General features: G+C 71.7%; 25 protein-coding genes and 1 riboswitch. Of the genes, 7 read left to right on the top strand and 18 right to left on the bottom strand.

Annotated features, from left to right (window positions below):
• Position 1 precedes the first annotated feature (1 nt).
• Both K7G60_RS03340 and K7G60_RS03335 read right to left on the bottom strand, forming a co-directional pair.
• Entirely contained in the window at positions 2-700 is a 699-nt protein-coding gene (locus K7G60_RS03340) for an SDR family oxidoreductase (protein ID WP_225799251.1), read from the bottom strand.
• A gap of 7 nt (positions 701-707) precedes the next feature.
• Entirely contained in the window at positions 708-1,247 is a 540-nt protein-coding gene (locus K7G60_RS03335) for a TIGR00730 family Rossman fold protein (protein WP_225799250.1), read from the bottom strand.
• A 77-nt stretch (positions 1,248-1,324) separates the two neighbouring features.
• Between K7G60_RS03335 and K7G60_RS03330 the strand changes: the two genes are divergently transcribed.
• Positions 1,325-1,885, top strand: coding sequence for an alpha/beta hydrolase (locus K7G60_RS03330; RefSeq protein ID WP_225799249.1), 561 nt, complete (start codon positions 1,325-1,327; stop codon positions 1,883-1,885).
• A 55-nt stretch (positions 1,886-1,940) separates the two neighbouring features.
• On the opposite strand, the gene mnmA is transcribed toward K7G60_RS03330, so the two are convergent.
• Positions 1,941-3,086 carry a tRNA 2-thiouridine(34) synthase MnmA gene (gene mnmA, locus K7G60_RS03325; protein ID WP_225799248.1) on the bottom strand — a complete coding sequence of 382 codons (1,146 nt, stop codon included), beginning with the start codon at positions 3,084-3,086 and terminating at the stop codon, positions 1,941-1,943.
• A 43-nt stretch (positions 3,087-3,129) separates the two neighbouring features.
• Between mnmA and K7G60_RS03320 the strand changes: the two genes are divergently transcribed.
• Positions 3,130-3,822, top strand: a complete 693-nt coding sequence (locus tag K7G60_RS03320) for an N-acetylmuramoyl-L-alanine amidase (protein ID WP_374115574.1) — start codon at positions 3,130-3,132, stop codon at positions 3,820-3,822.
• Here the strand turns inward: K7G60_RS03320 and K7G60_RS03315 are convergent.
• The 11 genes from K7G60_RS03315 to K7G60_RS03265 form a co-directional block, all read right to left on the bottom strand.
• A complete protein-coding gene (locus K7G60_RS03315; RefSeq protein ID WP_225799247.1) occupies positions 3,815-4,978 on the bottom strand; it encodes a cysteine desulfurase family protein in 1,164 nt (387 codons plus the stop codon). The two genes, K7G60_RS03320 and K7G60_RS03315, sit on opposite strands and share 8 nt — an antisense overlap.
• Before the next feature lie 552 nt (positions 4,979-5,530).
• Entirely contained in the window at positions 5,531-6,382 is an 852-nt protein-coding gene (locus K7G60_RS03310; RefSeq protein ID WP_225799246.1) for a thioesterase family protein, read from the bottom strand.
• 23 nt (positions 6,383-6,405) lie between these two features.
• Positions 6,406-7,083, bottom strand: a complete 678-nt coding sequence (locus K7G60_RS03305; protein WP_225799245.1) for a trimeric intracellular cation channel family protein — start codon at positions 7,081-7,083, stop codon at positions 6,406-6,408.
• An 80-nt stretch (positions 7,084-7,163) separates the two neighbouring features.
• On the bottom strand, positions 7,164-8,360 hold the full coding sequence (locus tag K7G60_RS03300) for an ABC transporter ATP-binding protein (protein ID WP_225799310.1): 1,197 nt from the start codon (positions 8,358-8,360) through the stop codon (positions 7,164-7,166).
• Positions 8,361-8,368: 8 nt separating this feature from the next.
• Positions 8,369-9,475, bottom strand: coding sequence for an ABC transporter ATP-binding protein (locus tag K7G60_RS03295; RefSeq protein ID WP_225799244.1), 1,107 nt, complete (start codon positions 9,473-9,475; stop codon positions 8,369-8,371).
• Complete coding sequence (locus K7G60_RS03290; protein ID WP_225799243.1) at positions 9,472-10,470, bottom strand: ABC transporter permease; 999 nt, start codon at positions 10,468-10,470, stop codon at positions 9,472-9,474. The genes K7G60_RS03295 and K7G60_RS03290 overlap by 4 nt, the downstream gene beginning before the upstream one ends.
• Positions 10,471-10,583: 113 nt before the next feature.
• Entirely contained in the window at positions 10,584-12,350 is a 1,767-nt protein-coding gene (locus tag K7G60_RS03285) for an ABC transporter substrate-binding protein (protein ID WP_225799242.1), read from the bottom strand.
• A gap of 110 nt (positions 12,351-12,460) precedes the next feature.
• Positions 12,461-13,489: an ABC transporter permease gene (locus K7G60_RS03280; protein ID WP_225799241.1), complete on the bottom strand. Its 1,029-nt coding sequence runs from the start codon at positions 13,487-13,489 to the stop codon at positions 12,461-12,463.
• A 362-nt stretch (positions 13,490-13,851) separates the two neighbouring features.
• Positions 13,852-14,646, bottom strand: a complete 795-nt coding sequence (locus K7G60_RS03275) for an enhanced serine sensitivity protein SseB C-terminal domain-containing protein (RefSeq protein ID WP_225799240.1) — start codon at positions 14,644-14,646, stop codon at positions 13,852-13,854.
• Positions 14,647-14,724: 78 nt separating this feature from the next.
• A complete protein-coding gene (locus K7G60_RS03270; protein ID WP_225799239.1) occupies positions 14,725-15,465 on the bottom strand; it encodes an enhanced serine sensitivity protein SseB in 741 nt (246 codons plus the stop codon).
• A gap of 131 nt (positions 15,466-15,596) precedes the next feature.
• A complete protein-coding gene (locus tag K7G60_RS03265; protein ID WP_225799238.1) occupies positions 15,597-16,253 on the bottom strand; it encodes an AAA family ATPase in 657 nt (218 codons plus the stop codon).
• Between the two features lie 161 nt (positions 16,254-16,414).
• A riboswitch (glycine riboswitch) is annotated at positions 16,415-16,514 on the top strand.
• A 174-nt stretch (positions 16,515-16,688) separates the two neighbouring features.
• Here K7G60_RS03265 and gcvT point away from each other — a divergent pair.
• The 4 genes from gcvT to K7G60_RS03245 all read left to right on the top strand — a co-directional run bounded on the left by gcvT (position 16,689) and on the right by K7G60_RS03245 (position 21,089).
• Entirely contained in the window at positions 16,689-17,813 is a 1,125-nt protein-coding gene (gene gcvT / locus K7G60_RS03260) for a glycine cleavage system aminomethyltransferase GcvT (RefSeq protein ID WP_225799237.1), read from the top strand.
• Positions 17,814-17,890: 77 nt separating this feature from the next.
• Positions 17,891-18,268 carry a glycine cleavage system protein GcvH gene (gene gcvH, locus K7G60_RS03255; RefSeq protein ID WP_225799236.1) on the top strand — a complete coding sequence of 126 codons (378 nt, stop codon included), beginning with the start codon at positions 17,891-17,893 and terminating at the stop codon, positions 18,266-18,268.
• A 32-nt stretch (positions 18,269-18,300) separates the two neighbouring features.
• Complete coding sequence (gene glyA, locus K7G60_RS03250; protein ID WP_225799235.1) at positions 18,301-19,569, top strand: serine hydroxymethyltransferase; 1,269 nt, start codon at positions 18,301-18,303, stop codon at positions 19,567-19,569.
• A 149-nt stretch (positions 19,570-19,718) separates the two neighbouring features.
• Positions 19,719-21,089, top strand: coding sequence for an L-serine ammonia-lyase (locus tag K7G60_RS03245; RefSeq protein ID WP_225799234.1), 1,371 nt, complete (start codon positions 19,719-19,721; stop codon positions 21,087-21,089).
• A gap of 76 nt (positions 21,090-21,165) precedes the next feature.
• Here K7G60_RS03245 and K7G60_RS03240 read toward each other — a convergent pair whose 3' ends face one another.
• Complete coding sequence (locus K7G60_RS03240; protein ID WP_225799233.1) at positions 21,166-21,381, bottom strand: EF-hand domain-containing protein; 216 nt, start codon at positions 21,379-21,381, stop codon at positions 21,166-21,168.
• 74 nt (positions 21,382-21,455) lie between these two features.
• Here K7G60_RS03240 and K7G60_RS03235 point away from each other — a divergent pair, with 74 nt between their 5' ends.
• Entirely contained in the window at positions 21,456-22,094 is a 639-nt protein-coding gene (locus K7G60_RS03235) for a GNAT family N-acetyltransferase (protein WP_225799232.1), read from the top strand.
• A gap of 12 nt (positions 22,095-22,106) precedes the next feature.
• On the opposite strand, the gene K7G60_RS03230 is transcribed toward K7G60_RS03235, so the two are convergent.
• The 3 genes from K7G60_RS03230 to K7G60_RS03220 form a co-directional block, all read right to left on the bottom strand.
• Positions 22,107-23,282, bottom strand: coding sequence for a YncE family protein (locus K7G60_RS03230; protein WP_225799231.1), 1,176 nt, complete (start codon positions 23,280-23,282; stop codon positions 22,107-22,109).
• On the bottom strand, positions 23,282-24,079 hold the full coding sequence (locus K7G60_RS03225) for a polysaccharide deacetylase family protein (RefSeq protein ID WP_225799230.1): 798 nt from the start codon (positions 24,077-24,079) through the stop codon (positions 23,282-23,284). The genes K7G60_RS03230 and K7G60_RS03225 overlap by 1 nt, the downstream gene beginning before the upstream one ends.
• Positions 24,080-24,460: 381 nt before the next feature.
• Positions 24,461-24,976, bottom strand: coding sequence for an ATP-binding protein (locus K7G60_RS03220; RefSeq protein ID WP_225799229.1), 516 nt, complete (start codon positions 24,974-24,976; stop codon positions 24,461-24,463).

Genomic DNA, 24,976 nt, shown 5'->3' with positions numbered 1-24,976 from the left:
CCTATCGCCCCGGACGCACGGTCAGGTCGTTGATCTCCGCGTCGCGCGGCAGGTCGATCGCGGTGAGGATCGCCGTCGCGACGGACTCGGGGTCGATCCACTTCGACGGGTCGTACTCCTTGCCCTCCTGCCGGTGGACCTTCGCCTGCATGGGGCTGGCGGTGCGGCCCGGGTAGACCGAGGTCACCCGCACCCCGTTGGCGTGCTCCTCGTGGCGCAGGGAGTCCGCGAGGGCCTTGAGGCCGTGCTTGGAGGCGGCGTACGCGCCCCACTCCGCGTGCGCGTTGAGGCCGGCGCCCGAGTTCACGAAGACGACGTGCCCCTGGGAGACCCGCAGCTGCGGCAGGAAGTGGCGGGTCAGCTCGGCCGGGGCGACCAGGTTGACGTTCAGCTGGTGGTGCCAGGTCTTCGGGGTCAGCTCCCCGACCGGCCCGAGGTCGACGACCCCCGCGATGTGCAGCAGGCCGTCCACCCGGTCGGGCAGGCTCTGGTGCGAGAAGGCCCAGGAAAGCCGGTCCGGGTCGGCCAGGTCCCCGACGAGCGTGCGCGCGCCGGGGAACTGCGCGGCGAGCTCCTTGGCCCGCCCCGCGTCGCGCGCGTGGAGCACGAGCTCGTCCCCGCGCGCGTGGAGGCGGCGCGCGACGGCCGCGCCGATGCCGGAACCCGCTCCGGTGATCACATGTGTAGCCATGGGCACCATGCTCGCATCAGCGGGAGCCGATCCCGGCCTCCAGGTGGGCGAGGGCCGTCGGACCGTCGTCCGCGAAGAAGGCGAGGTCGGCGAGGGGGAGCGGGAGGAAGCCCTCGTCCTCCATGCGGCGGAACTGGGCCTTGAGGCCGTCGTAGAAGCCGGCGGTGTTGAGGAGGACGACCGGCTTGGAGTGCTTGCCGTGCTTCTTCAGCTCCAGGATCTCGGTGGCCTCGTCGAGGGTGCCCGTGCCGCCGACCATGACCACGACGGCGTCGGACTTGGCGAGGAGCAGCGCCTTGCGCTCGGCCAGGTCCCCGGCGACGACCATCTGGTCGGCGTTCGGGCGGGCCTTGTGGGCGAGGAAGTCGACGGAGACGCCGACGAGCCGGCCGCCCGCCTCCTGGACCCCGTCCGCGACGACCTTCATCAGGCCGGTGTCGGAGCCGCCCCAGACGAGGGTGTGGCCGGACTTGCCGAGGAGCGTGGCGAACTCGCGGGCCGGGGCCGTGTACCGCTCGTCGAGGTCGGCGGCCGAGAGGAAGACGCAGATGTTCATGGGCTCCACCGTAAGGCGCCGCGAAAAAGTCCGGCGGGCGGCGATGAGTTCCCGTGACGGCTCCGGTCTGCCCTGCCATGGACGAGGTGAGCACCAAGCCGAGCGGGGTCCGGGGCCGGGTCGTGTCGCGGGACGGTACGGAGATCGCGTACGAGCGGTACGGGGACGGGAGGGGGGCCGTCGTGCTGGTGGACGGCGCGGACGGGGGCGGGCGGGCGCTCGCGGGACTGCTCGCCCGGCGCTTCTCCGTCCTGACGTACGAGCGGCGGAGCGCCGTCGCGGTGGAGCGGGAGATCGAGGACCTGGCGGCCGTCCTGGAGGCGGCGGGGCCGGGGGCGGCCGTGCACGGCACGGAGACGGGCGGGGCCCTCGCGCTGGCGGGGGCGGCGGCCGGGCTCCCGGTGGGCGCGGTGTCGGTGTACGAGCCGCCGTACACGGCCGGGCTCGTGCCGGCGGTCCACGCGCGCGTGCTCGTCGTCGACGGGGGCGCGAGCCCGGCGGTGACGCGGGGCGCGGCGCGCGCCCTGGCGGCGGCGCTCCCCCGGGCCCGACACCGCACCCTCACGGGCCAGACCCACGAGCCGGCCCCGCACGTCCTGGCGCCGGTCCTGGAGGAGTTCCTCGACGAGCCGGCCTGAGGCGGCAGGTCCTGGGCCCTGTCGTCGGACCGCCGCCTGCCCGCGACGACAGAACCTAGGCGGTGGCCGGTGCGGTCGTACGCCGCGTGGTCGTCGCGATCGTCGCCGAGCCGACCACGCGCGTGCCGTCGTACAGGACGATCGCCTGGCCGGGGGCGACGCCGCGGACCGGCTCGTCGAAGGCGACCTTCAGCTCGCCGTCCTCCATCGCCGCGCTCACCGGCGTCTCGCCGCCGTGGGCGCGGAGCTGGGCGGTGTAGCGGCCGGGCCCCTCGGGGGCGGTGCCGCACCAGCGGGGCTTGATCGCGGTGAGGGCGGTGACGTCGAGGGCCTCGGCGGGGCCGACGGTGACCGTGTTGTTCACGGGCGAGATGTCGAGGACGTAGCGGGGCTTGCCGTCCGGGGCCGGGTGGCCGATTCGCAGGCCCTTGCGCTGGCCGATGGTGAAGCCGTACGCGCCCTCGTGGGTGCCGACCTTCGTCCCGGTCTCGTCGACGATGTCGCCCTCCGCCTTGCCCAGGCGGGCGGCGAGGAAGCCCTGGGTGTCGCCGTCGGCGATGAAGCAGATGTCGTGGCTGTCGGGCTTCTTCGCGACCGCGAGGCCGCGCCGCTCGGCCTCCGCCCGGATCTCGTCCTTGGTGGTGAGGGTGTCGCCGAGCGGGAACATCGCGTGCGCCAGCTGCTTCTCGTCGAGCACGCCGAGGACGTACGACTGGTCCTTGGCCATGTCGGAGGCCCGGTGCAGCTCGCGGGTGCCGTCCTCGTTCAGGACGACGGTGGCGTAGTGCCCGGTGCAGACAGCGTCGAAGCCGAGGGCGAGCGCCTTGTCGAGGAGCGCCGCGAACTTGATCTTCTCGTTGCAGCGCAGGCACGGGTTGGGGGTGCGGCCCGCCTCGTACTCCGCGACGAAGTCGTCGACGACGTCCTCGCGGAACCGCTCGGCGAGGTCCCACACGTAGAAGGGGATGCCGATGACGTCGGCCGCCCGGCGTGCGTCGCGCGAGTCCTCGATCGTGCAGCAGCCGCGCGCTCCGGTGCGGAAGGACTGCGGGTTCGCGGAGAGGGCCAGGTGCACGCCGGTGACGTCGTGACCGGCTTCGGCCGCGCGGGCGGCGGCGACGGCGGAGTCCACTCCGCCGGACATGGCGGCAAGTACCCGGAGGGGGCGGGCGTGGGGGCGCTGGGGCGGAGTCTGAGTCATAGCCCTACCAGGGTACGGGGCGCCGGGAACCGCGGTCGCGGTGATGAGCGTTCTCCGTGGCATGGGGAGCGAGTCGAACGGCGCGGGGACCGGGCCGGACAGGCGGCGGGTGGGCCGGCGGGCCGTGCTGATCGGCGGCGCGGCCGCCGCGGTGGGCACGGTCGCGCTGGCCGGGGACGAGCTGGGGCGCCTGTGGTGGCGCCTGCCGGGGATGGAGAAGAAGAGGGTCGAGGGGGAGCTGGACCACAAGGGCGCCGAGTGGACCTCGGCGGCGCGGGCGAACTGGCGGCGGGCCGACCGGCCGGACGACTACACGATCGACCGGGTCGTGATCCACGTCGTCCAGGGCAGTTACGCGACCGCGCTGAAGGTCTTCAAGGACCCGGGGCACGGGGCCGCCGCGCACTACGTGGTCCGCAGGGACGGCCATGTGGCGCAGATGATCCGCGAGCTCGACGTGGCCTTCCACGCCGGGAACCGCGACATGAACGAGCGGAGCATCGGCATCGAGCACGAGGGCTTCGTCGAACGGCCGCAGGACTTCACGGCGGCGATGTACGAGGGCTCGGCGCGGCTCACGGCCGGCATATGCGCCCGGTACGGCATCCCCGTGGACCGGGAGCACATCATCGGGCACGTCGAGGTCGAGGGCACCGACCACACCGATCCCGGACCGCACTGGGACTGGGACCGGTACATGCCCCTGGTGGAGCGGGAGCGCGCGCGGCTCAGCTGAGGCCGGCGGTCCTGGCCCGCTCGACCGCCGGGCCGATCGCCCCGGCGACCGCCGCCACGTCCTCCTCGGTCGAGGTGTGGCCGAGCGAGAAGCGCAGGGTGCCCCGGGCCAGGTCCGGATCGGTGCCGGTGGCGAGCAGGACGTGGCTGGGCTGGGCGATGCCGGCGGTGCAGGCGGAGCCGGTGGAGCAGGCGATGCCGGCCGCGTCGAGCAGCAGGAGCAGGGAGTCGCCCTCACAGCCGGGGAAGGTGAAGTGGGCGTTGGCGGGGAGCCGGTCGACGGGGTCGCCGCCGAGGATCGCGTCGGGCACGACCGCCCGGACGGCGCCGACGAGTTCGTCGCGCAAGGCGCCGACCTCGCGCGCGAACTCCGCCTGCCGCTCGGCGGCGAGCCGGGCGGCGACGGCGAAGGCCGCGACGGCGGGCACGTCGAGGGTGCCCGAGCGGACGTGCCGCTCCTGACCGCCGCCGTGCAGGACGGGCACGGGGGTGTGCTCGCGGCCCAGGAGCAGGGCGCCGATGCCGTACGGGCCGCCGATCTTGTGGCCGGAGACGGTCATCGCGGCGAGGCCCGAGGCGGCGAAGTCGACCGGGACCTGGCCCACGGCCTGGACGGCGTCCGCGTGCAGGGGGACGTCGAACTCGGCGGCCGCGTCGGCCAGTTCGCGGACCGGCATGATCGTGCCGATCTCGTTGTTGGCCCACATGACGGTGGCCAGCGCGACGGACTCGGGGTCGCGGGCGATCGCCTCGCGGAGCGCGTCCGGGTGGACGCGGCCGTGGCGGTCGACGGGCAGGTACTCGACCCGGGCGCCCTCGTGGGTGGCGAGCCAGTCGACGGCGTCCAGGACGGCGTGGTGCTCGACCGGGCTGGCCAGGACGCGGGTGCGGCGGGGGTCGGCGTCGCGCCGGGCCCAGTACAGGCCCTTCACGGCGAGGTTGTCCGCCTCCGTGCCGCCGGAGGTGAGGACGACCTCGCTCGGCCGCGCGCCGAGCGCGGCGGCGAGCGTCTCGCGTCCTTCCTCGACGGTCCGCCGGGCGCGCCGTCCGGCGGCGTGCAGGGAGGAGGCGTTGCCCGTGACGGCGAGGTGGGCGGTCATCGCCTCGATCGCCTCGGGGAGCATGGGCGTGGTCGCGGCGTGGTCGAGGTAAGCCATGGTGGGTCGATTCTACGAGCCCGTCCGTCGGCGCCTGGTGACCGGCCTGTTTGCGCCGGGGGCGGGGGCGGTTCTCGGCCGCGGGACGGTTCGCCCCCGCGGCCCCGTCGCGGCCCTCCGCTCCACCGGGGCGGCGCCCCGCCGTTGCGGGCAGCCCTTCCGCCGGGCCGGCGCCCACCCGTGCCCCCGTTGTGGGCGGTCGTTCCGCCGGGGCAAGGGGGTTCCCCCTGCTCGAGCGGAACCGAGAGCTTGGGGGAGGGTGGGCACAACGGGGACGGCGCCCCTTGCCGGGCCCAGGCTCCCGCACCTGAACGGCCACCACCGGTGCACCGGCGCTCGGGGTGCGGGTCCAGGCGCGGAACGCGGAGGCGCCGCGAAGTGCGCCGTCCCGTGTGCCCACCCGTCCCGCCCCAGCGGGACGACCGCCCACACGGCGGGTGGGCACCGCCCCGCCGGGCGCGGGGGCCGCGTGGCGGGTGGGCGGGGGCGTCGCCCCGTCGGGTGTGGGCCCCGCACGGGCGGAAGCGCGGGGGCGGGGGTCCCGCAGGAGGGTCAGGCGCGGGGGGCGCGGGCCAGTTGGCGGGACTGGGCCACCAGGCGGCCCGCGCTGTCCCAGACCTCGGCGTCCTCCTCCAGGAAGCCGCCGGCGAGGTTCCGGGTCGTGATGGAGACCCGCAGCGGCCCGGGCGCCGGGCGGCACCGGACGTGGGTGGTGAGCTCCACGGTCGGGGTCCACCCCTTGAGGCCCAGCTCGAAGGAGGTCGGCGGCAGGGCGTCGACCGCGAGCAGGAGGGAGAGGGGGTCCGGCTCACGGCCGTCGGCCAGGCCGAACCAGGCGCGCATCTCGCCCTTCCCCGACGGCGCGCCGACGGCCCAGCCGACGCAGGCCGGGTCGAGGCGGAGGTCGAGGCGGTCGGCGATCGCGGAGGAGCCGGGGATCCTCGGGGCCGGGTTGTCGGCGGCGCTGAAGCAGTTCTCGATCGGCGCCATCGCCGGGGGCGCCGCGGCGGTGCGGACGTCGTCCGGGAGGGCGTCGAGGTCTCCGTACGAGGCGAGGACGCGGATGCGCTCGACCTCGGTGCCGTCCTCGGCGTACTGGAAGAGCGAGGCCTGGCCGGTGGAGAGCGTCCGGCCGGTGCGGACGGTCTCCGTCCGGATAACCGCGGGGCCCGGCACGGACGGCGTGAGGTAGTGCGCCGAGATCGTGAACGGGTCCGGGTGCGGGAGGTGATCGCCGAGGGCGCGGCCGAGCAGGGCGAGGAGGTAGCCGCCGTTGACGGCGTGGATGATCGTCCAGCCGGCGGAGAGGTCGGCGTCGTAGACGCCGGGTTCCCGGAGGGTGACGGCGGTGTCGCGGTCGAACTCGTACGTCACGACGGCGGTCGCATCGGTGCTCGTGCTCATGTTTCCGACGGTACCGCAGCTAGCTACTGAGCGGTAGCTTTTTCCGGTTCCTCACGCGCGGAGGAGCGGCGGTTCCAGGCGCGGGGCGCGCGCCAGTGGTAGCGCATCGCGAAGAGGCGGAGCGCGAAGGCGGTCACGACGGCGGCGCCGCTCGTGAACCCGTTGAGCACGTCGAAACGGATGCAGAGCACGACCATCGTCGCGCCCACGATCGCCGGGACGGCGTACAGGTCCCGGTCCCAGCGCAGCAGCGACGGCACCTCGTTCGCCAGCACGTCCCGCAGCACACCGCCGCCGACGGCGGTCGCGAGCCCCAGCGCGGCGGAGGAGGTCAGGCCGAGGCCGTAGTCGTACGCCTTCGTCGTCCCCGTCACGCAGAACAGGCCCAGCCCCGCCGCGTCGAACACGTTGACGGCGGCCTGGGTGCGCTCGACCTCCGGGTGGAGGAAGAAGACGAAGGCCGTCGCGATCAGCGGCATCAGGAAGTAGCCGAGGTCGGTGAAGGCGGCGGGCGGCACGGCGCCGATGACCAGGTCGCGGAAGAGTCCGCCGCCGAGGGCGGTGACCTCGGCGAGGACGGCGATGCCGAAGACGTCGAAGTTCTTGCGGACGGCGAGGAGGGCGCCGGAGATGGCGAAGACGAAGATGCCCACGAGGTCGAGGGCGTGTTGGACGGAGGGGGTGAACAGATCGTGGAGCACGGGCCCATTGTCCCGGTTGTCCCGGTGGGGGCAGAACGGAGGCCCCCGCCGCCATGGGCGACAGGGGCCTCGTGTCCGGGTCACTCGCCGGAGGTGTTCTCCTCGGCCGCGGGCTTGGCGGCGGGCTTGGCGGCCGCCTCGGTCTCCGTCTCGGCGGCCGGCTCGGCCGCGGGCTCGGCTTCCGCCTTGGCGGCCGGCTCGGCCGCCGGCTTCACCGATTCCGAGGTCTTCGCCGGCTCCGGGGCCTTCGTGATCGCCACGTCCACCGACTCCCGTGCCGCCGGGACCGTCGCGCCGTCCGCGTTCTCCGGGTGGTGGCAGGCCACGCGCTGGCCCGGGCGGAGTTCCAGGAGCGGGGGCTCCTGGGTCCCGCAGACCTCCGTGGCCTTCCAGCAGCGCGTGTGGAAGCGGCAGCCGGCCGGCGGGGCGATCGGGGACGGGACGTCGCCCTTGAGCAGGATGCGCTCGCTCTTGACGCCCCGGCGGCGCGGGTCCGGGATCGGGACCGCGGACATCAGGGCCCGGGTGTACGGGTGCATCGGGTTCTCGTACAGCGACTTGCGGTCCGCGAGCTCGACGATCTTGCCGAGGTACATCACCGCGATGCGGTCCGAGACGTGCCGGACGACCGAGAGGTCGTGCGCGATGAACACGTACGTGAGGCCCAGCTCCTCCTGGAGGTCGTCCAGGAGGTTCACCACCTGCGCCTGGATGGAGACGTCCAGGGCCGAGACCGGCTCGTCCGCCACCACCAGCTTCGGCTTCAGGGCCAGCGCGCGGGCGATGCCGATGCGCTGGCGCTGGCCGCCGGAGAACTCGTGCGGGTAGCGGTTGTAGTGCTCCGGGTTCAGGCCGACCAGGCCGAGGAGGCGCTGGACCTCCTTCTTCACGCCGCCCTCGGGCTCGACGCCCTGGAGCTTGAAGGGGGCCGAGACGATCGAGCCGACCGTGTGGCGCGGGTTCAGCGAGCCGTACGGGTCCTGGAAGATCATCTGGACGTCCCGGCGCAGCGGCCGCATGCCCGACACGCCGAGGTGCGAGATGTCCGTGCCCTGGAACTCGATCTTCCCGCCGGTGGGTTCGAGCAGACGCGTGATCAGCCGGCCCATCGTGGACTTGCCGCAGCCGGACTCGCCGACGACGCCGAGGGTCTCACCGGGGTAGACCTCGAAGTCCAGCCCGTCGACCGCCTTGACCGCCCCGGTCTGGCGCTGGAGCAGGCCCTTCCTGATGGGGAAGTGCTTCTGCAGGCCGGTGACCTTGAGGAGGGGTTCCATAGTCTCGCTCACAGCTTCGGCGCAATCTCTTCGGTCCAGATGCGGGTGCGCTCCTCCTGCGGCATGTGGCAGGCGGAGTAGTGGCGCTCTCCGACGAGGGCCAGCTCCGGGCGCTGGGTGCGCGTGATGCCCCCCTTGGGGACGTCCGCGTACGGGCAGCGCGGGTTGAAGGCGCAGCCGCTGGGGACGTTGATGAGGCTGGGCGGGTTGCCCTTGACCGGGATGAGCCGGTCGGTCTGCTCGCGGTCGATCCTCGGCATCGAGCCGAGCAGGCCCCAGGTGTAGGGGTGCTGCGGCTCGTAGAAGACGGACTCGGCCGGTCCGCGCTCGACGCACCGCCCGCCGTACATGACGAGGATGTCGTCGGCGAGCTCGGCGACGACGCCGAGGTCGTGGGTGATGATGACGACCGCGGAGCCGAACTCCTTCTGCAGGTCCCGCATCAGGTCGAGGATCTGCGCCTGCACGGTCACGTCGAGGGCCGTGGTGGGCTCGTCGGCGATGAGGAGCTCGGGGTTGTTGACGAGCGCCATGGCGATCATCGCGCGCTGCCGCATGCCGCCGGAGAACTCGTGCGGGTAGTTGTCGAACCGCTTGGCGGGCTCGGGGATGCCGACCCGGTCGAGGAGTTCGACGGCCCGCTTCTTCGCGACCTTCTTGTCGACGTCGTGGTGGATGCGGTACGCCTCCACGATCTGGTTGCCGACCGTGTAGTACGGGTGCATCGCGGACAGCGGGTCCTGGAAGATCATCGCCATCTCGCGGCCGCGCATCTTGCGGACCTCTTCGGGGTCCGCCGAGAGCAGCTCGCGCCCGTTCAGCCAGATCTCGCCGGAGATCTTCGCCTTCTGCCGGCCGTACTGGCCGACGGTGTGCAGGCCCATGATGCCGAGCGAGGTGACCGACTTGCCGGAGCCGGACTCGCCCACGATGCCGAGGGTCTTGCCCTTCTCCAGCTGGAAGCTGAGGCCGTCGACCGACTTGACCAGACCGTCGTCGGTCGGGAAGTGGATCTTCAGGTCGCGTACGTCGAGGAAGGCTTCGGAGGGGGCGGACTTCCCGGTGTCGACGGGCTCTCCCACCGCCGCGCCGGTCTTCGTCAGCTTGTCCGTCATGCGAGCCTCACTCGGGGGTCGATCACCGCGTACAGCAGGTCCACCACGAGGTTCGCGATGACGACGCACGTGGCGGTGATGAGGGTGACGGCCAGGATCAGCGGCAGGTCCCGCTCGCTGACGCCCTTGATCGCCATCCAGCCGAGGCCCTGGAGGTTGAACGTGGTCTCGGTCAGGATCGCACCGCCGACGAGGGCGCCGAGGTCCATGCCGAAGATGGTCAGGATGGGGGTCATGGTGGAGCGCATGGCGTGCTTGCCGAGCACGACCGGCTCCGGCAGGCCCTTGGCCCGGGCGGTGCGGATGTAGTCCTCGCCGAGGACCTCCAGCATGGTGGCGCGGGTGAGACGCGCGTACATCGCCGCGTACAGGAAGGCGAGGGTCACCCAGGGAAGCAGGAGACCGCCGAACCAGCCGCCGAAGGACTCGGTGATCGGCGTGTACGAGGCGTTGAGCCAGCCCAGCTGCGTGCGGAAGACGAGCATCGACAGCATGCCGGTGAAGAAGATGGGGAGCGAGACACCGGCGAGCGCGGTGATCATCGCGGTACGGTCCACGACCGTGCCCCGCTTGAGCGCGGAGATCACGCCCGCCGAGACGCCGAGCACCAGCCACAGCGCGGCGGCGCCGATGACCATCGACAGGGTGATGGGGAAGGCGTCGGCGAGCATCGTCGACACGTCCTGCTCGGTGCGGAACGAGTAGCCGAAGCAGGGCGCGGCGCAGTGGATGGTGTCGCCGCCGCCGGTGTAGTCCCGGCCGACGAAGATGCCGGAGACGAAGTGCCAGAACTGCACCAGGATCGGCTCGTCCAGGCCCAGCTTCTGCCGGATGGCCTCGATGGAAGCCGGATCCGCCTGCTTGCCGACGAACATCGCGGCAGGATCGCTGCCGGTCATCTTGGGGATGAGGAAGAAGATGCTGAGCGTCACCAGCGTGACGACGAGCAGCATCACGACGACCGCGAAGAGTCGCCGGATTATGTATGCAAGCATGCGGTCGGCCGGTCGGCGGCCGGGGAACCCGGTCGGGTTCCCCGGCCGCCGGGGCGGCCATCACCTGCCCTTCGGACCTGGCGGCGGGTGGTGCGCCGGTGAAGCGGGTCGGATTACTTGACGACGCCGAGCGACGCGTAGTCGTAGCGGCCGTTGTAGGCGTCCGCCGTGTAGACGTTGGTCAGCCGGGAGCTGCGCCAGATGATGTTCTTCTCGTGGGTGAAGGGCAGGTAGACCGCGGCCTCCGACACCTTCGTGTTGATCTGCTTGTAGAGCTCGCCGGCCTTGTCGGGGTCGGTCTCCTTCAGCGCCTGGTCGAACAGGCCGTTGATGGCCTTGTCGTTCAGCTCGGAGAAGTTGTTGTTGCCGCTCTGCAGGATGAAGCGGCCGTCGACCAGCGGCTGGAGGAAGCCCTGACCGGTCGGGAAGTCGGCGCCCCAGCCCATGATGATGATGCCGTAGCCCTTCTCCTTGACCACCTTCGGCGAACCGATGATGCCCGAGGTCTGGGCGCCGTCGAACTGGTCGATCTGGGCGTCGATGCCGACGGCCTTCAGCGACTGCTGGAGGGACTCGGCGGTCGCGATCTCGATCTTCTTGTTGTTGCGGACCGCGATCGTGGTCTTGAAGCCGTTCGGCTTACCGCACTTCTTCAGCGCCTCCTTGGCCTTGGCCAGGTCCGGGGCGCCGGCGAGCTTGCCGTACGGGTCGGCCTTCGGGTCGGCGCCCTTGATCGCCGGCGGGAGCATGTTGGAGGCGATGTCGCCACCGGCCTGCGGGCCGCCACGGGCGGTCTGGAGGGACTTCGAGTCGGCGGCGTAGATGATCGCCTTGCGGCACTCGACGTTGGGGATCACCGTCTGCGGGAAGACCGCGTAGCGGATGAAGCCCGTCTGCGGGTTGTCGACGTTGCCCTTGTGCTGCTGGAGCACCTTCTGGCGGGCGGCGGCGCCGATGCCCGTCGCGTTGATGTCGAGGTCGTACTCGCCCTCGACCAGACGGTTGTCCATGTCGTCGGCGTTCGTGGTGAACGTGACGGAGATGCTGTCCGGGAGCGCCTTGCGGACGGTGTCGGTCTTCGCGTCCCACTTGTCGTTGCGGACGAGCTTGATCGACTTGTTCGGCGTGTACGACTGCCACTTGTACGGGCCGGAGGAGAAGGGCTTCAGGCCGTACTTGGCCTTGGTGTCCTTGTCCTGGCGGACCGGGGAGGCCGCCGGCATGGCCAGCATCTGCAGGAAGTCGCCGTTGGCGACCGGCAGCTTGAAGATGATGGTCTTGTCGTCCGGGGTCTCGATCGCCTTCAGGCCGAGCTTGTCCGCGGAGGTGTCCTTGTAGGGACCCTTGTACTCGCCCTTGGGGTCGAGGACCTGCTGGAGGTAGATCGGGCCGCCGGAGATGACGTCCTGGGCCCAGATGCGCTCGATGCCGTACTTGATGTCCTTGGAGGTGATCGGCTTGCCGTCCTCCCAGGTGATCCCGTCCTTCAGGGTGAAGGTGTAGGTGAGGCCGTCGGCCGAGACCTTGCCGGCGTCGGTGGCGAGGTCCGGGACCAGCTCGGTGGAGGCGGCGCCCGGCTCGGCCTTGAAGGTGACGAGCTGGCGGGTGTAGTAGCGGGCGAAGTCCCACACGAAGCCGTAGTAGCCGCGCTGCGGGTCCCACGAGTCGGCCTCCTGCGAGCCGATGAACTTCAGCTCGCCGCCCTTCTTGTCGGAGGCGTTGGCGACCTTGTTCACGGCGGCGTTGAAGCCGGCCGCACCCGCGTTGCCCTTGCCGCCGCCGTTGTCGCCGTTGCCGCCGCCACAGGCGGTGGTGACGACCATCGTGGCCGCCGCAAGCAGGGCGCCCGCGGCGATTCTGCGCTGAGAGCTCTTCAGCATGGGTCCAGCAACCTCCGGGATAGTGGCGGCCGTTACGGCGGTCCGCCGATTGGGGATGGGCCTCCTGTCGCCAGCGGCAGGGGCGGGTCTTGCGTGTCGTCGGCGAACGGTCAGCGGGAGCCCTTCGGGTCGAGCGCGTCACGCACGCCGTCGCCGAAGAGGTTGAACGCCAGAACGGTGATGAAGATCGCGAGGCCGGGAATCACCATGAACAGGGGATCCGACTCGTAGGTGGTGATGGCCGTCGACAGCATCTGGCCCCAGGAAGCGGTGGGAGGCTTCACACCCGCGCCGAGGAAGCTGAGCGCCGCTTCGGTGAGGATGTTGGTGGGGATCATGAGGGTCGCGTAGACCATGATCGGGGCGATCAGGTTGGGCAGCAGCTCGCGGCGCAGGATGTAGAAGCGGCCGGCGCCCAGGCTCTGGGCGGCCTCGACGTACTCGCGGTTGCGCAGCGAGAGGGTCTGGCCCCGGACGATGCGGCCGACGTACGGCCAGCCGAAGAAGCCGATCACCAGGATGAGGGCGGCGATGCGCACGCCCGAGCCGTCCAGTCCGAGGAACTGGTTGGGCAGCACCGAGACCAGGGCGATCGTGAACAGCAGCTGCGGGAAGGCGAGCATGACGTCCATGACCCGGCTGAGGGCCGCGTCGATCCAGCCGCCGAAGTAGCCCGCGATGACGCCGAGGACCGTGCCGAGGACGACCGCGAAGACCGCCGCGAGGAAGGCGACGAGCAGCGAGATCCGGGCGCCGTAGACGATCCGGCTGAAGACGTCGCGGCCGTTGACCGGCTCGACGCCGAACAGGAAGTCGCCGCTGACGCCGCCCCAGGAGCCGATCGGCGTGCCGAACAGCGGGTCGATCTGGTCCTCGTGGAACTCGTCCGGCGGGTGGCCGAGGAGGCCCACGATGACCGGCGCGAAGATCGCGACGAGGATCAGGAAGACGACGACGAAGGCGCCCGCGAGGGCCAGCTTGTCGCGCTTGAGGCGGGTCCAGGCGATCTTCCAGGGGGAACGCCCCTCGATCGCCTTGCCTGCCGTGCCGGAGTTGTCCGGAGTGCCGGGAGCGTCGGGCGCGCCGTCGACGGTGGCGGTCGCCTCGCCCGCACTCGCCTCGTGCAGTGGTGCCGTCATCGTGGTGAGGACCCCTCTCGGCCGCCGGTAGCCGGCCCTTGCCCGCCGCGGGTAGCGGCTCGGTGGAACAACCTGCTGGACACCGGCTGGAAAGGAGCCGAACGTCCCGTGTTCCGGGGAGTCTTCAATGCGCTCGCGATCACCCGCCAGCCCTGACGGGGAATGTTTGCTCAAACGTGATGCGGTGCTGCGACTTCCGTTATCCGGACGTCGTGATCACGTGAGCGGACCAACCGGGGCCCTCTTGCCCGCAATCGGACATGTCGCTCAACTGGTGTCGCGATCTGCCGAATTGGGGTGAACGAAGGCCTCCAGAGGGGACTCCGGAGGCCTTTGCCGACAAGTGGGGCACGAGGGACGTCTCAGTATCCGGACGGCGCCGGCGGGGGGTATCCGTACCCCGGCACGGCGGCGGAACCGCGTCCGGCGTGCGCCTCGCGGTCGTAGAAGGGGCGCGCGTTCGCCCGCAGCCACAGGGCCACCGGGTCGTACGCGTCGGAGAGCGCGACCGTCGAGACGGGCAGTCCGTCGGGGACGGAGCCGATCGACTGGCGCATCATCGCGCGGACGCCGTCGACGGCCGCCGGGGACGTGTCGTAAAGGTCGAGACCGATGGCGAGGTACGGGGAGCCGAGCGCCGGCTGCACCCAGCCGCGGCGCAGCGCCCGGACTGCCGGGGTGCGGTGGGCGTTCTGCGTGAGCAGGGCGTAGAACTGCGGGATCTCCAGGGCGGGCTCGGTGACGCGCAGCGGCCCGGCGGGCATCCGGTCGAGACCGGTGGCGATCCGGCGCAGGTCGGCCCAGGGGATGCCGACGCCGCCGCCGGGGGCGTGCGGGTTGAGCCAGACGCCCCAGCGGTCGGGGTAGAGGGCGCGGGCGATGTCACGGCCGGTGACGAGCTCGTGGGCCCGGTTCCAGCCGGAGGCGGCGAGCTCCTGGGCGGAGGTGACGCACGGCGCGTAGCCGTGGCCGTCGACCTCCATGTTCCCGTACTGGGCGTCGGGCGAGCCGGGGGCGCCCTGCCAGAGCAGCATCCAGAGCTCGCCGTCGGCGAGGGCGTGCAGCAGCTGCTCGTACGCGTCGTAGCGTCCGGGTGCCACCTGGCGCAGCATGTGCTCGACCCGTCCTCCGGTCGCCGCGGTGCCTGACGCGCTCACCCTGGGTCCCGCCCCTCTTCCGTCCACCACGTACGTCTGTCCAGCGATCGAGTCAGTTCAGCTTAAACAGGGGGCCGCTCAGGCGCCGCCACGCTGGTAGAAGGGGCGCACCCGTTCCAGCATCCAGTCGCCGACCGGGTCCTGCGCCATGTCGAGCAGGATGAGGTTGACCGGCCAGGCGACCTCGACCCGGCCGAGGGCACGGCCGAGGGCGTCCAGGGGGGCGGTGCGGTCGGCGCCCTCCCAGTGGGAGAGCTGGACGCCGACGAAGAGGGCGGGTTCGGTGCCCTCGACGCTGGCGAGGGCGCGGCGGGCGGTGGCGACGACGCCGGTGGCCTCGAACTCGGCGGAGGCGGCGGCGAGGAAGTCGACCGGGTCGTCCTGCCAGTCGGGCTCGAAGAGCCGCACGCGGCCGCCGCTGGCGGGGCCGTCGAGCGGGGTGCGGCCGGCGCGGCAGAGCTCGGCGACGGCGGGCGGGGGCAGCGGGACGCCGACGGCGCCGCCGGGGTTCACGGCGATGCCGAGCTGCGGGGGCAGGCCGCGGGCGAAGTCACGGGCCGGGGCGACGGTGAAGGACATGTGGTCGCCGACACAGGCGAGGAACTGCTGCTCGGAGCTGAAGACGGGGACGTAGGCCGCGCCGTCGATCTCCATGGTGGCGAGGTCCAGGGCCTGACTGTCGGGGCCGCCGCCGTTGGGCAGGGGCACCCAGACCGGGCTGCGGCCCAGCACCTCGACGATGCGGCCACCCGCCTCGGGATTGCCCAGTGAGGCGGCAAGGACCTCTTCGAGCTCGTTGCCCGGCCACGTCACGTCCACGGTCGCGTTTCCCCTTCTCGCACGGCCTTCCGCACCGGCCGCCCGGCAGCACCCTAACGCCGCCCCGGCACCTCCGTGGCCAGAAGGGAAGGGTACGGGCGTCCCGGGACGGCCGGGACGCCGCCCGGACCTCAGGCGGCCTGCCGGAAGCCGATGCTGCGGAGGGAGTCGGCGGCGGCCCGGTCGAGGAGGGTCGCCGAGGCGCAGCCGTGCGGCAGGCGGCCGGCCTCGGCGGCCCGCAGGAGCCGGCCGACGGCCCGCCGGTGGCGCCCGAAGGCGTACGCGGAGACGCCCCGGCCCCGGGCGTGCTGGCCGGCCTTCGCGGTGTCCGGGGTGACGTCGAGGAGGAGCAGGTGCAGGTCGCGGCCGCGCCGTCTCGCCTCGCGGGCGAGCCAGCCCCGCACCCAGGACTGGGTGCCGCAGTCGTGGACGATCACGCTCTCGCCGGAGCGCAGGGCCCGGCGCAGTGCGGCGTAGTGCGCGATCCGGACCAGGGGGCGGTAGACGGCGTAGGGCAGGAGGCGGGGCATGCGGGCCTCCCAGCGCTCGCGGACGTCCTGGGAGTCGATGGCGCCGCCCCGGGCGGCGCGCTTCATCAGGGTGGACTTGCCGCTGCCGGGCAGCCCGGAGACGACGACGAGGTCGCCGGCGGCGAAGGTGAGGGAGCGGGGGCCGCGGCCCCCGCGCTCGCGCAGGTCCCGCAGGAGACGTCCGCGGCTCCGGGCGCGGGCCCGCTGGGACGGTATGTCGGTGCCCGCCGCGTATGCGCCGGTGTGCTGGATCCTCATCGTTCTCCCCCTGTACGGGTCTCAGGAGACCTGAGGAGACCCTTGCCCATGAAGTGTAAAGAAATGGTAATGGTGCGCAAGCGATTTGCCCCGCCGACACCGCGTGCGATGATGTGCGCGCCAGGCGCGCACAGTCGCCGCACAATCGCATACCGGCCGCTCGAATCCGCGCGGGAGAGTTCCGGACCGCCGAGCGCGTCCGGGCGCCGAAGGAGCAAGACCCTCCCTTGAATCTCTCAGGCCCCGTACCGCGTGGATGAGGCAGATCTGAAAAGCGGGACACCTCGCCGTGTCCCCACCCAAGGTGCAAGCCGATCTCTCGGTGACGAGATGCTCTCGGTGAACCTCTCAGGTTCCATGACAGATGGGGAGGACGTCCTCGCCCGTCATGTGTTTTCGTCACCGATCACGCCCTTGGGACCCGGGAGCCACCCCATGAGCACTGCCCCCCGTCTGACCGCCCTCGATGCCCTGCATCGTTCGCTGGGCGCGACCATGACCGACTTCGCCGGCTGGGACATGCCGCTCCGGTACGGCAGCGAGCGCGACGAGCACAACGCCGTCCGCACCAGGGCCGGTCTCTTCGACCTCTCCCACATGGGCGAGATCACCGTCACCGGCCCGCAGGCCGTGGAGCTCCTCGACTTCGCGCTGGTCGGCAACATCTCCACCGTGGGCAACGGCCGCGCCCGCTACACGATGATCTGCCAGGAGGACGGCGGCATCCTCGACGACCTGATCGTCTACCGCCTCGGCGAGACCGAGTACATGGTCGTCGCCAACGCCTCCAACGCCCAGGTCGTCCTGGACGCGCTGACCGAGCGCGCCGCGGGCTTCGACGCCGAGGTGCGCGACGACCGCGACGCGTACGCCCTGATCGCGGTCCAGGGCCCGGAGTCCCCCGGCATCCTGAAGTCGCTCACCGACGCCGACCTGGACGGCCTGAAGTACTACGCCGGCCTGCCCGGCACGGTCGCGGGCGTGCCCGCCCTGATCGCCCGCACCGGCTACACCGGCGAGGACGGCTTCGAGCTGTTCCTGAAGCCCGAGCACGCCGAGGGCGTGTGGAAGGCGCTGACCGAGGCGGGCGAGGGCGTCGGCCTGATCCCCTGCGGCCTGTCCTGCCGCGACACGCTCCGCCTGGAGGCGGGCATGCCGCTGTACGGCCACGAGCTGACCACCGCCCTCACCCCCTTCGACGCGGGCCTGGGCCGGGTCGTGAAGTTCGAGAAGACGACCAACGAGGGCCGCTTCGTCGGCCGCGAGGCGCTCGAGAAGGCCGCCGAGCGCGCCGAGACCGCCCCGCCGCGCAAGCTGGTCGGTCTGATCGCCGAGGGCCGCCGGGTCCCGCGCGCCGGCTTCCAGGTCGTCAAGGACGGCGAGGTCATCGGCGAGGTCACCTCCGGCGCCCCGTCCCCGACCCTCGGAAAGCCGATCGCGATGGCGTACGTGGACGCGGCGCACGCCACGCCCGGCACCCAGGGTGTAGGTGTGGACATCCGTGGCACCCACGAGCCGTACGAGGTCGTGGCCCTGCCGTTCTACAAGCGCCAGAAGTGACGCAGTCGTCTCACTCCTCGTCTCATCCCGTAAGACCCACGTTCATCAGTACTCCCCCGATCCAGGAGAATCAGGTCATGAGCAACCCCAACGAGCTGCGCTACACCAAGGAGCACGAGTGGCTGTCGGCCGCCGAGGACGGCGTCGCGACGGTCGGCATCACGGAGTTCGCGGCCAACGCGCTCGGTGACGTCGTCTACGCCCAGCTCCCCGCCGTCGGCGACACCGTCGCCGCGGGCGAGACCTGTGGCGAGCTGGAGTCGACGAAGTCGGTCAGCGACCTCTACTCCCCCGTCACGGGCGAGGTCGTCGAGGCCAACCAGGACGTGGTGGACGACCCGTCCCTGGTGAACACGGCTCCGTTCGAGGGTGGCTGGCTGTTCAAGGTGCGCGTCACGGGCGAGCCGGAGGACCTGCTCTCCGCCGACGAGTACACCGCGTTCGCCGGGAACTGAGACCGGGCCCGAGACCCCCTAGGGATCGATTCATGTCGCTTCTGAACACTCCCCTCCACGAGCTGGACCCCGACGTCGCCGCCGCCGTCGACGCCGAGCTCCGCCGTCAGCAGTCCACCCTCGAGATGATCGCCTCGGAGAACTTCGCTCCGGTCGCGGTCATGGAGGCCCAGGGCTCCGTCCTCACCAACAAGTACGCCGAGGGCTACCCGGGCCGCCGCTACTACGGCGGCTGCGAGCACGTCGACGTGGCCGAGCAGATCGCCATCGACCGGATCAAGGACCTGTTCGGCGCCGAGTACGCCAACGTCCAGCCGCACTCCGGCGCCTCCGCGAACCAGGCCGCCCTCTTCGCGATCGCCCAGCCCGGCGACACGATCCTGGGTCTGGACCTGGCGCACGGCGGCCACCTCACCCACGGCATGCGCCTGAACTTCTCCGGCAAGCAGTTCAACGTGGTCGCGTACCACGTGGACGAGGCCGGCCTGGTCGACATGGCCGAGGTCGAGCGCCTCGCCAAGGAGCACCGCCCGAAGGTGATCATCGCCGGCTGGTCGGCGTACCCGCGTCAGCTGGACTTCGCGGAGTTCCGCCGGATCGCCGACGAGGTCGAGGCCTACCTGTGGGTCGACATGGCCCACTTCGCGGGCCTCGTGGCCGCGGGCCTGCACCCGAACCCGGTCGAGTACGCGGACGTGGTGACCTCCACCACGCACAAGACGCTCGGCGGCCCGCGCGGCGGCATCATCCTGGCGAAGAAGGAGTTCGCGAAGAAGCTGAACTCCTCGGTCTTCCCCGGCTTCCAGGGCGGCCCGCTGGAACACGTGATCGCGGCCAAGGCCGTCTCCTTCAAGGTCGCGGCCTCGGAGGAGTTCAAGGAGCGCCAGCAGCGCACCCTGGACGGCGCCCGCGCCCTGGCCGAGCGCCTGGTGCAGGACGACGTCGCCGCCCACGGCGTCTCCGTCCTGTCCGGCGGCACGGACGTGCACCTGGTCCTGGTGGACCTGCGCAACTCCGAGCTCGACGGCCAGCAGGCCGAGGACCGCCTCCACGAGGTCGGCATCACGGTCAACCGGAACGCCGTTCCGAACGACCCGCGCCCGCCGATGGTCACCTCGGGTCTGCGCATCGGCACGCCGGCGCTCGCGACCCGCGGCTTCCAGGCCGAGGACTTCGCCGAGGTCGCCGACGTCATCGCCGAGGCCCTGAAGCCGGGCTTCGACGCCGACAAGGCCGCCGCCCTCAAGGCCCGGGTGACCGCGCTGGCGGACAAGCACCCGCTGTACCCCGGCCTGAAGTAATTTCGTACGCTTTAGTTCCGGTTTCATTCGTACGAAAGCTCCGGGGCACCGCGCACACTGGACAGTGGGCGCGGTGCCCCGCCCCTTGCTCAGCCTTTCTGCTCCACCCCGGCAGACAACGGCGTCTAGCCCCCACAAGGAGTCCTTCCGTGGCCATCTCGGTCTTCGACCTGTTCTCGATCGGCATCGGTCCGTCGAGCTCCCACACGGTGGGCCCCATGAGGGCTGCCCGGATGTTCGCCCGCCGCCTGAAGAACGAGGGCCTGCTCGCCCACACGGCGTCCATACGGGCGGAGCTGTACGGCTCGCTCGGCGCCACCGGCCACGGCCACGGCACCCCGAAGGCGGTCCTGCTCGGCCTGGAGGGCAACTCCCCGCGCACGGTCGACGTGGAGAGCGCCGACGACGAGTTCGAGCGGATCAAGGCGAGCGGGAAGATCAACCTGCTCGGCGCGCACGAGATCCCGTTCTCGTTCGACGACGACCTGGTCCTGCACCGCCGCAAGGCGCTCCCGTACCACGCCAACGGCATGACGGTCTTCGCGTACGACGCGGAGGGCGGGCTCGTCCTGGAGAAGACGTACTACTCGGTCGGCGGCGGCTTCGTCGTCGACGAGGACGCGGTGGCCGGCGAGAACCCGATCATCCCGGACGACACCGTCCTGAAGTACCCCTTCCGCACCGGCGACGAGCTGCTCCGCCTCACCAAGGAGACCGGCCTGTCGATCTCCTCCCTGATGCTGGAGAACGAGAAGGCCTGGCGCACCGAGGAGGAGATCCGGGCCGGCCTGCTGGAGATCTGGCGGGTCATGCAGGCCTGCGTCTCGCGCGGCATGTCCCGGGAGGGCATCCTGCCCGGCGGCCTGAAGGTCCGCCGCCGCGCCGCGACCTCCGCCCGCAAGCTGCGCTCCGAGGGCGACCCGACGGCGCACGCGATGGAGTGGATCACCCTCTACGCGATGGCCGTGAACGAGGAGAACGCCGCGGGCGGCCGGGTGGTCACCGCCCCGACGAACGGCGCGGCCGGCATCATCCCGGCGGTCCTGCACTACTACATGAACTTCGTCCCCGGCGCCGACGAGGACGGCATCGTCCGCTTCCTGCTCGCGGCCGGCGCGGTCGGCATGCTCTTCAAGGAGAACGCCTCGATCTCCGGCGCCGAGGTCGGCTGCCAGGGCGAGGTCGGCTCGGCCTGCTCGATGGCGGCGGGCGCCCTCGCCGAGGTCCTCGGCGGCTCCCCGGAGCAGGTGGAGAACGCGGCCGAGATCGGCATGGAGCACAACCTGGGCCTGACCTGCGACCCGGTCGGCGGCCTGGTCCAGATCCCGTGCATCGAGCGCAACGGCATGGCGGCGGTCAAGGCCGTCACGGCGGCGAAGATGTCGATGCGGGGCGACGGCAGCCACCTGGTCTCCCTCGACAAGGTCATCAAGACCATGAAGGAGACGGGCGCGGACATGAGCGTCAAGTACAAGGAGACCGCGCGCGGCGGTCTCGCGGTGAACATCATCGAGTGCTGAACCGTTTGTCCACCGCCGTGTGAGCAGGCGAGGGCGGGCGGCAACTCCGCGTTGCCGCACCCGCCCGGCCCGCGGCTCACGCCTTGCTGTAGTGCGCCCAGAACTCGTCCCAGGACAGCACGCCGTCCCCGTTGTCGTCGCGCTGCTTGATGAGCACCTCCGCGACCGTCTCGGTGACGTTGAAGTCGCCGTGCTTCGCCATGAGGCTCTTGTACTCCGCGGCGGTGATGAAACCGTCCCCGTCGGCGTCGAAACTGTTGAATGCCTTGCGCGCCGCGTCGATGTCCGCCACTGCGTCCGCCCCTTCTTGGTGCTTTTCTGACGGGGGTCAGATTAGCTGGCCGCGCCCCGAAGGATGATGGGGGTATGAGCGACGACGTGGCACGGATACTGGCGGCGGCGGCACGCGGGGAGTTCCCGCCCCCGGACGGCTCGACGACGGTGGTGCCGCAGCCGGGTCCCCGGGACGCGGGGGTGCTCGCCTTCACCGCCCATTCGGTGGTCTTCACGGACGCCGACCCGGAGTGGGTGCGGGCCGAGCTGGCGGCCACGTCGAGCGACCCGCTCGCGGCGAGCATGAACCCGGGCTTCCTGCTCGCGCTGATGGCCCGCACCGGCCGGCACATGAACACCGTCGACCTGCTCACGGTGGCGGACGCGCTGCCGGGCCCTCCCCCGCTGGAGCTCCGTGAGATCGACGACCCGGGGCACCCCCGGGTGTCGCGGGCGCTGAAGTTCCGCGACGACGTCCGGGTGTGGGCGGCCGACGGCGGGGTGCTCGTCCTGGGCCGGGGCGTCGCGGGCCGCTGGGAGGCGGCGATCGAGGTGGACGAGGAGGTGCGCCACCGGGGCCTGGGGCGGGCCCTGGCGACGGCGGCCCGCCACCTCGTCCCGGACGGGGTGGTGTGGGCCCAGCAGTCCCCGGGCAACGCCCGCAGCGTCCGTGTCTTCCAGGCGGCGGGCTACCGCCCGGTGGCCTCGGAGGCGCTCCTGATCGCCGGCTGAGCGACCGGGCGGCTACCGGAAGATGCCGGTGTGGCCGAGGGAGTAGCGGCCGGGCTGCGGATAGACGGCGAGGCCGTGGGGGCCGCTGCCGACGGGGATGCGGGCGAGCTGCTTGCCGGTGGTGGTGTCGATCGCGTACACCTCGGCGTCGTAGCGTCCGGAGAGCCACAGGACCTTGCCGTCGGCGGAGACGCCGCCCATGTCGGGGGAGCCGCCGTCCGGGAGCCGCCACTTCTTGGTGAGCTTGTCCTGCTGGAAGTCGAAGACGGAGACCGTGCCCTCGCCGCGGTTGGAGACGTACATCTCGCGCGAGTCGCGGCTGATGTAGAGGCCGTGGCAGCCCTTGCCGGTGGGGAGCAGGCTGGGGGTGGTGAACTTCTCGCCGTCCAGGACCCACATGCCGTGGGCCATCATGTCGGCGATGTAGAAGGTCTTGCCGTCGGGCGAGATCTTCACGTCCTGCGGCATGGCGCCCTCGAAGGGCAGTTTCTGCTGGCCGACCACCTCCATCTTCTCGGTGTCGACCTTGAGGAGTTCTCCGGAGAACTCGCAGGAGACGACGAAGTAGCGGCCGTCGGCGGAGAAGTCGGCGTGGTTGACGCCGTAGCAGCTGACCGGGACGGACTTCTTCCGCTCCATGGTGTGCGGGTCGCGGAAGACGAGTTCGCGGTCGAGCGAGGCCATGACGACGGCGTACTTGCCGTTGGGCGTGAAGTACAGGTTGTACGGGTCGTGGACCTCGACGGGCTTGCCGGCGACGCCGGTGGCGGGGTCGATGGGGGTGAGGGTGTGGCCCCGGTTGTTGTTGACCCAGAGGGTCTTCAGGTCCCACGAGGGGACGACGTGCTGGGGCTGGACGCCGACCGGGATGGTCTCGACGACCTGGTAGGTCGTGGGGTCGATGACGGAGACGGTGTTGGAGTTGGTGTTGGGGACGTAGATCCGGGAGGGGAAGTTCCGCACCACCGGGGAGAGCCGGTTCGGCCGGTCGGCGGCGTAGACGTCGTGCTGGTCGAGCAGGGGCGGCATGCCGGGGAGTCCGGCGGGGGCGGTGGCCGGCTTGGGCACGGCGGCGGCCTTCTTCACGGGGGCGGCGCCCTCGGAGTGGTTCGCGGTGCCGCAGCCGGCGAGGGCGACCAGGAGGGCGGCGGCGAGGAGGGTCCTGGTTCTCTTCTTGAGGTGTGCCATCAGCTCAGCAGCTCCGTGGTGGTGACCGCGCTCAGGCCGCGGCGGTCGAGATCGGCGAGGAGGAGGGGCAGCGCGGCGGCGGTGTCCGGGTAGCCGAAGTGCAGGCTGACGACGGATCCGGCGCGGACCGGCCCGGTGACGTTGCGGACGACGGCCGCGGCGCCGGGCGAGGTGAAGTCGAGGGAGTCGACGTCGTACGAGAGGACGTGCGGGTATCCGGCGCGGCGGGCGGCGCGCAGGACGGCGGGCCCGGCGTGCCGGGTGCGGGAGGGGCGGAACCAGGTGCCGACGGAGCCGGTGAGCCGGCGCAGCCGGGTGGCGCAGGCCTCGATCTCGGCGAGGGCCCGGGCCTCGGTCATGGCGTTGACGTCGATGTGGTGCTGGGTGTGGTTGCCGAGGTCGTGGCCGCCGTCGAGGATGCGCCGGGCCATGGCGGGGTGGTCGTCGAGCCAGCCGCCGACGGCGAGGACGGTGACGCGGGCGCCGGCCTCCTCCGCCTGGGCGAGGAGCCGCCGGGCGAGGTCGGGGTCGCCCTGGCCGTGGAAGGTGAGGGCGACCCGGGGCCGGTCGCGGGGGCCGTGGGTGATCTCGGCCGGCTGTCCGGGGAAGCGGCGGGGGGCCGGGGCGGCGGCGGGCGCGGGGGCGGGGCGACGCCCTGCGGCGGGGTGGTGCCCGGTGGGGTGGTGTCCGGCGGCGGGGGCGGGGCGGGGTTCCGTGCCGCAGGCGGTGGAGAGGGCTCCCGCGAGGGCGGCGGCCGCGCCCGCGCGGAGCGCTCCTCGGCGGTCGGTCGGCTTCACGCGACCATTCAAGAGGGGTGAGGCCCGATTGGTGGCGATTAGGCCAATTCAGGACGTTTGCGCCTGCCGGTCAGCCGTCCAGCATGCGGACGAGCCCCGGAAACAACCGACGAACCGCATAGCCATTCACTGTTTACAAGGCGAGTGCTACACGTCACCAACGATTCATAATTGAACTGTCCACCTTTGCCCGACCTTGCCCCACTAGGGACTTTTGGCGGCAAGGCCCCCCGTCTGACATAGTCGGAGACACGACCCCCATTGACCCGGGCCAGGTCGACATAGCGGTCGTGGATACACCCCCCCGTCCACGACGCACCACACGGAAGCCCCCACGCACCCCACCACGGCGCACGGGGGCTTCCGTGCGTCCGGGGTGCGTCAGCGGTCCGAGACCCGCATCTCGAACCAGGTCGTCTTGCCGCGCGGCGCCAGGTCCACGCCCCAGCGGTCGGCCAGCTTGTCGACGAGGAAGAGCCCGCGGCCGCTGATGTCGAGCTCGTGCACCGGCATCAGACAGGGCAGTCCCCGCGAAGGATCGCGCACCTCGATCCGGATCCAGCCGCGGCGTCGCTGTAACCGCAGGGCGAAGACGCGGGCGCCGGTGTGCCGGACGGCGTTCCCGACGAGCTCCGAGACGAGGAGCACCGCGTGTTCGGCGAGTTGCGGGCCCAGCGCCCACTGCCGCAGCAGGACGTACTGGGTGAGCCTGCGGGCCACCCGCGCGGACTCGGGGCGGGACGGCAGCCGGACATCCTCCTCGGCCGGATTGCCGTACAACTCCACCGCTTCGAAGGCCTGTTCGTCGTCCACGGCCGGTGACCACCGCGGCGCGGCGGCGCTCGCGCGCTGCCCCGGTTGTTCCCTACCCTCCAGGCCCGCCATGCCCCCCATCAT

The organism is Streptomyces sp. NK15101 (assembly GCF_020400725.1).
In the GTDB taxonomy this organism is placed as follows: domain Bacteria; phylum Actinomycetota; class Actinomycetes; order Streptomycetales; family Streptomycetaceae; genus Streptomyces.
This window is presented reverse-complemented; position numbering and strand designations above follow the sequence as displayed.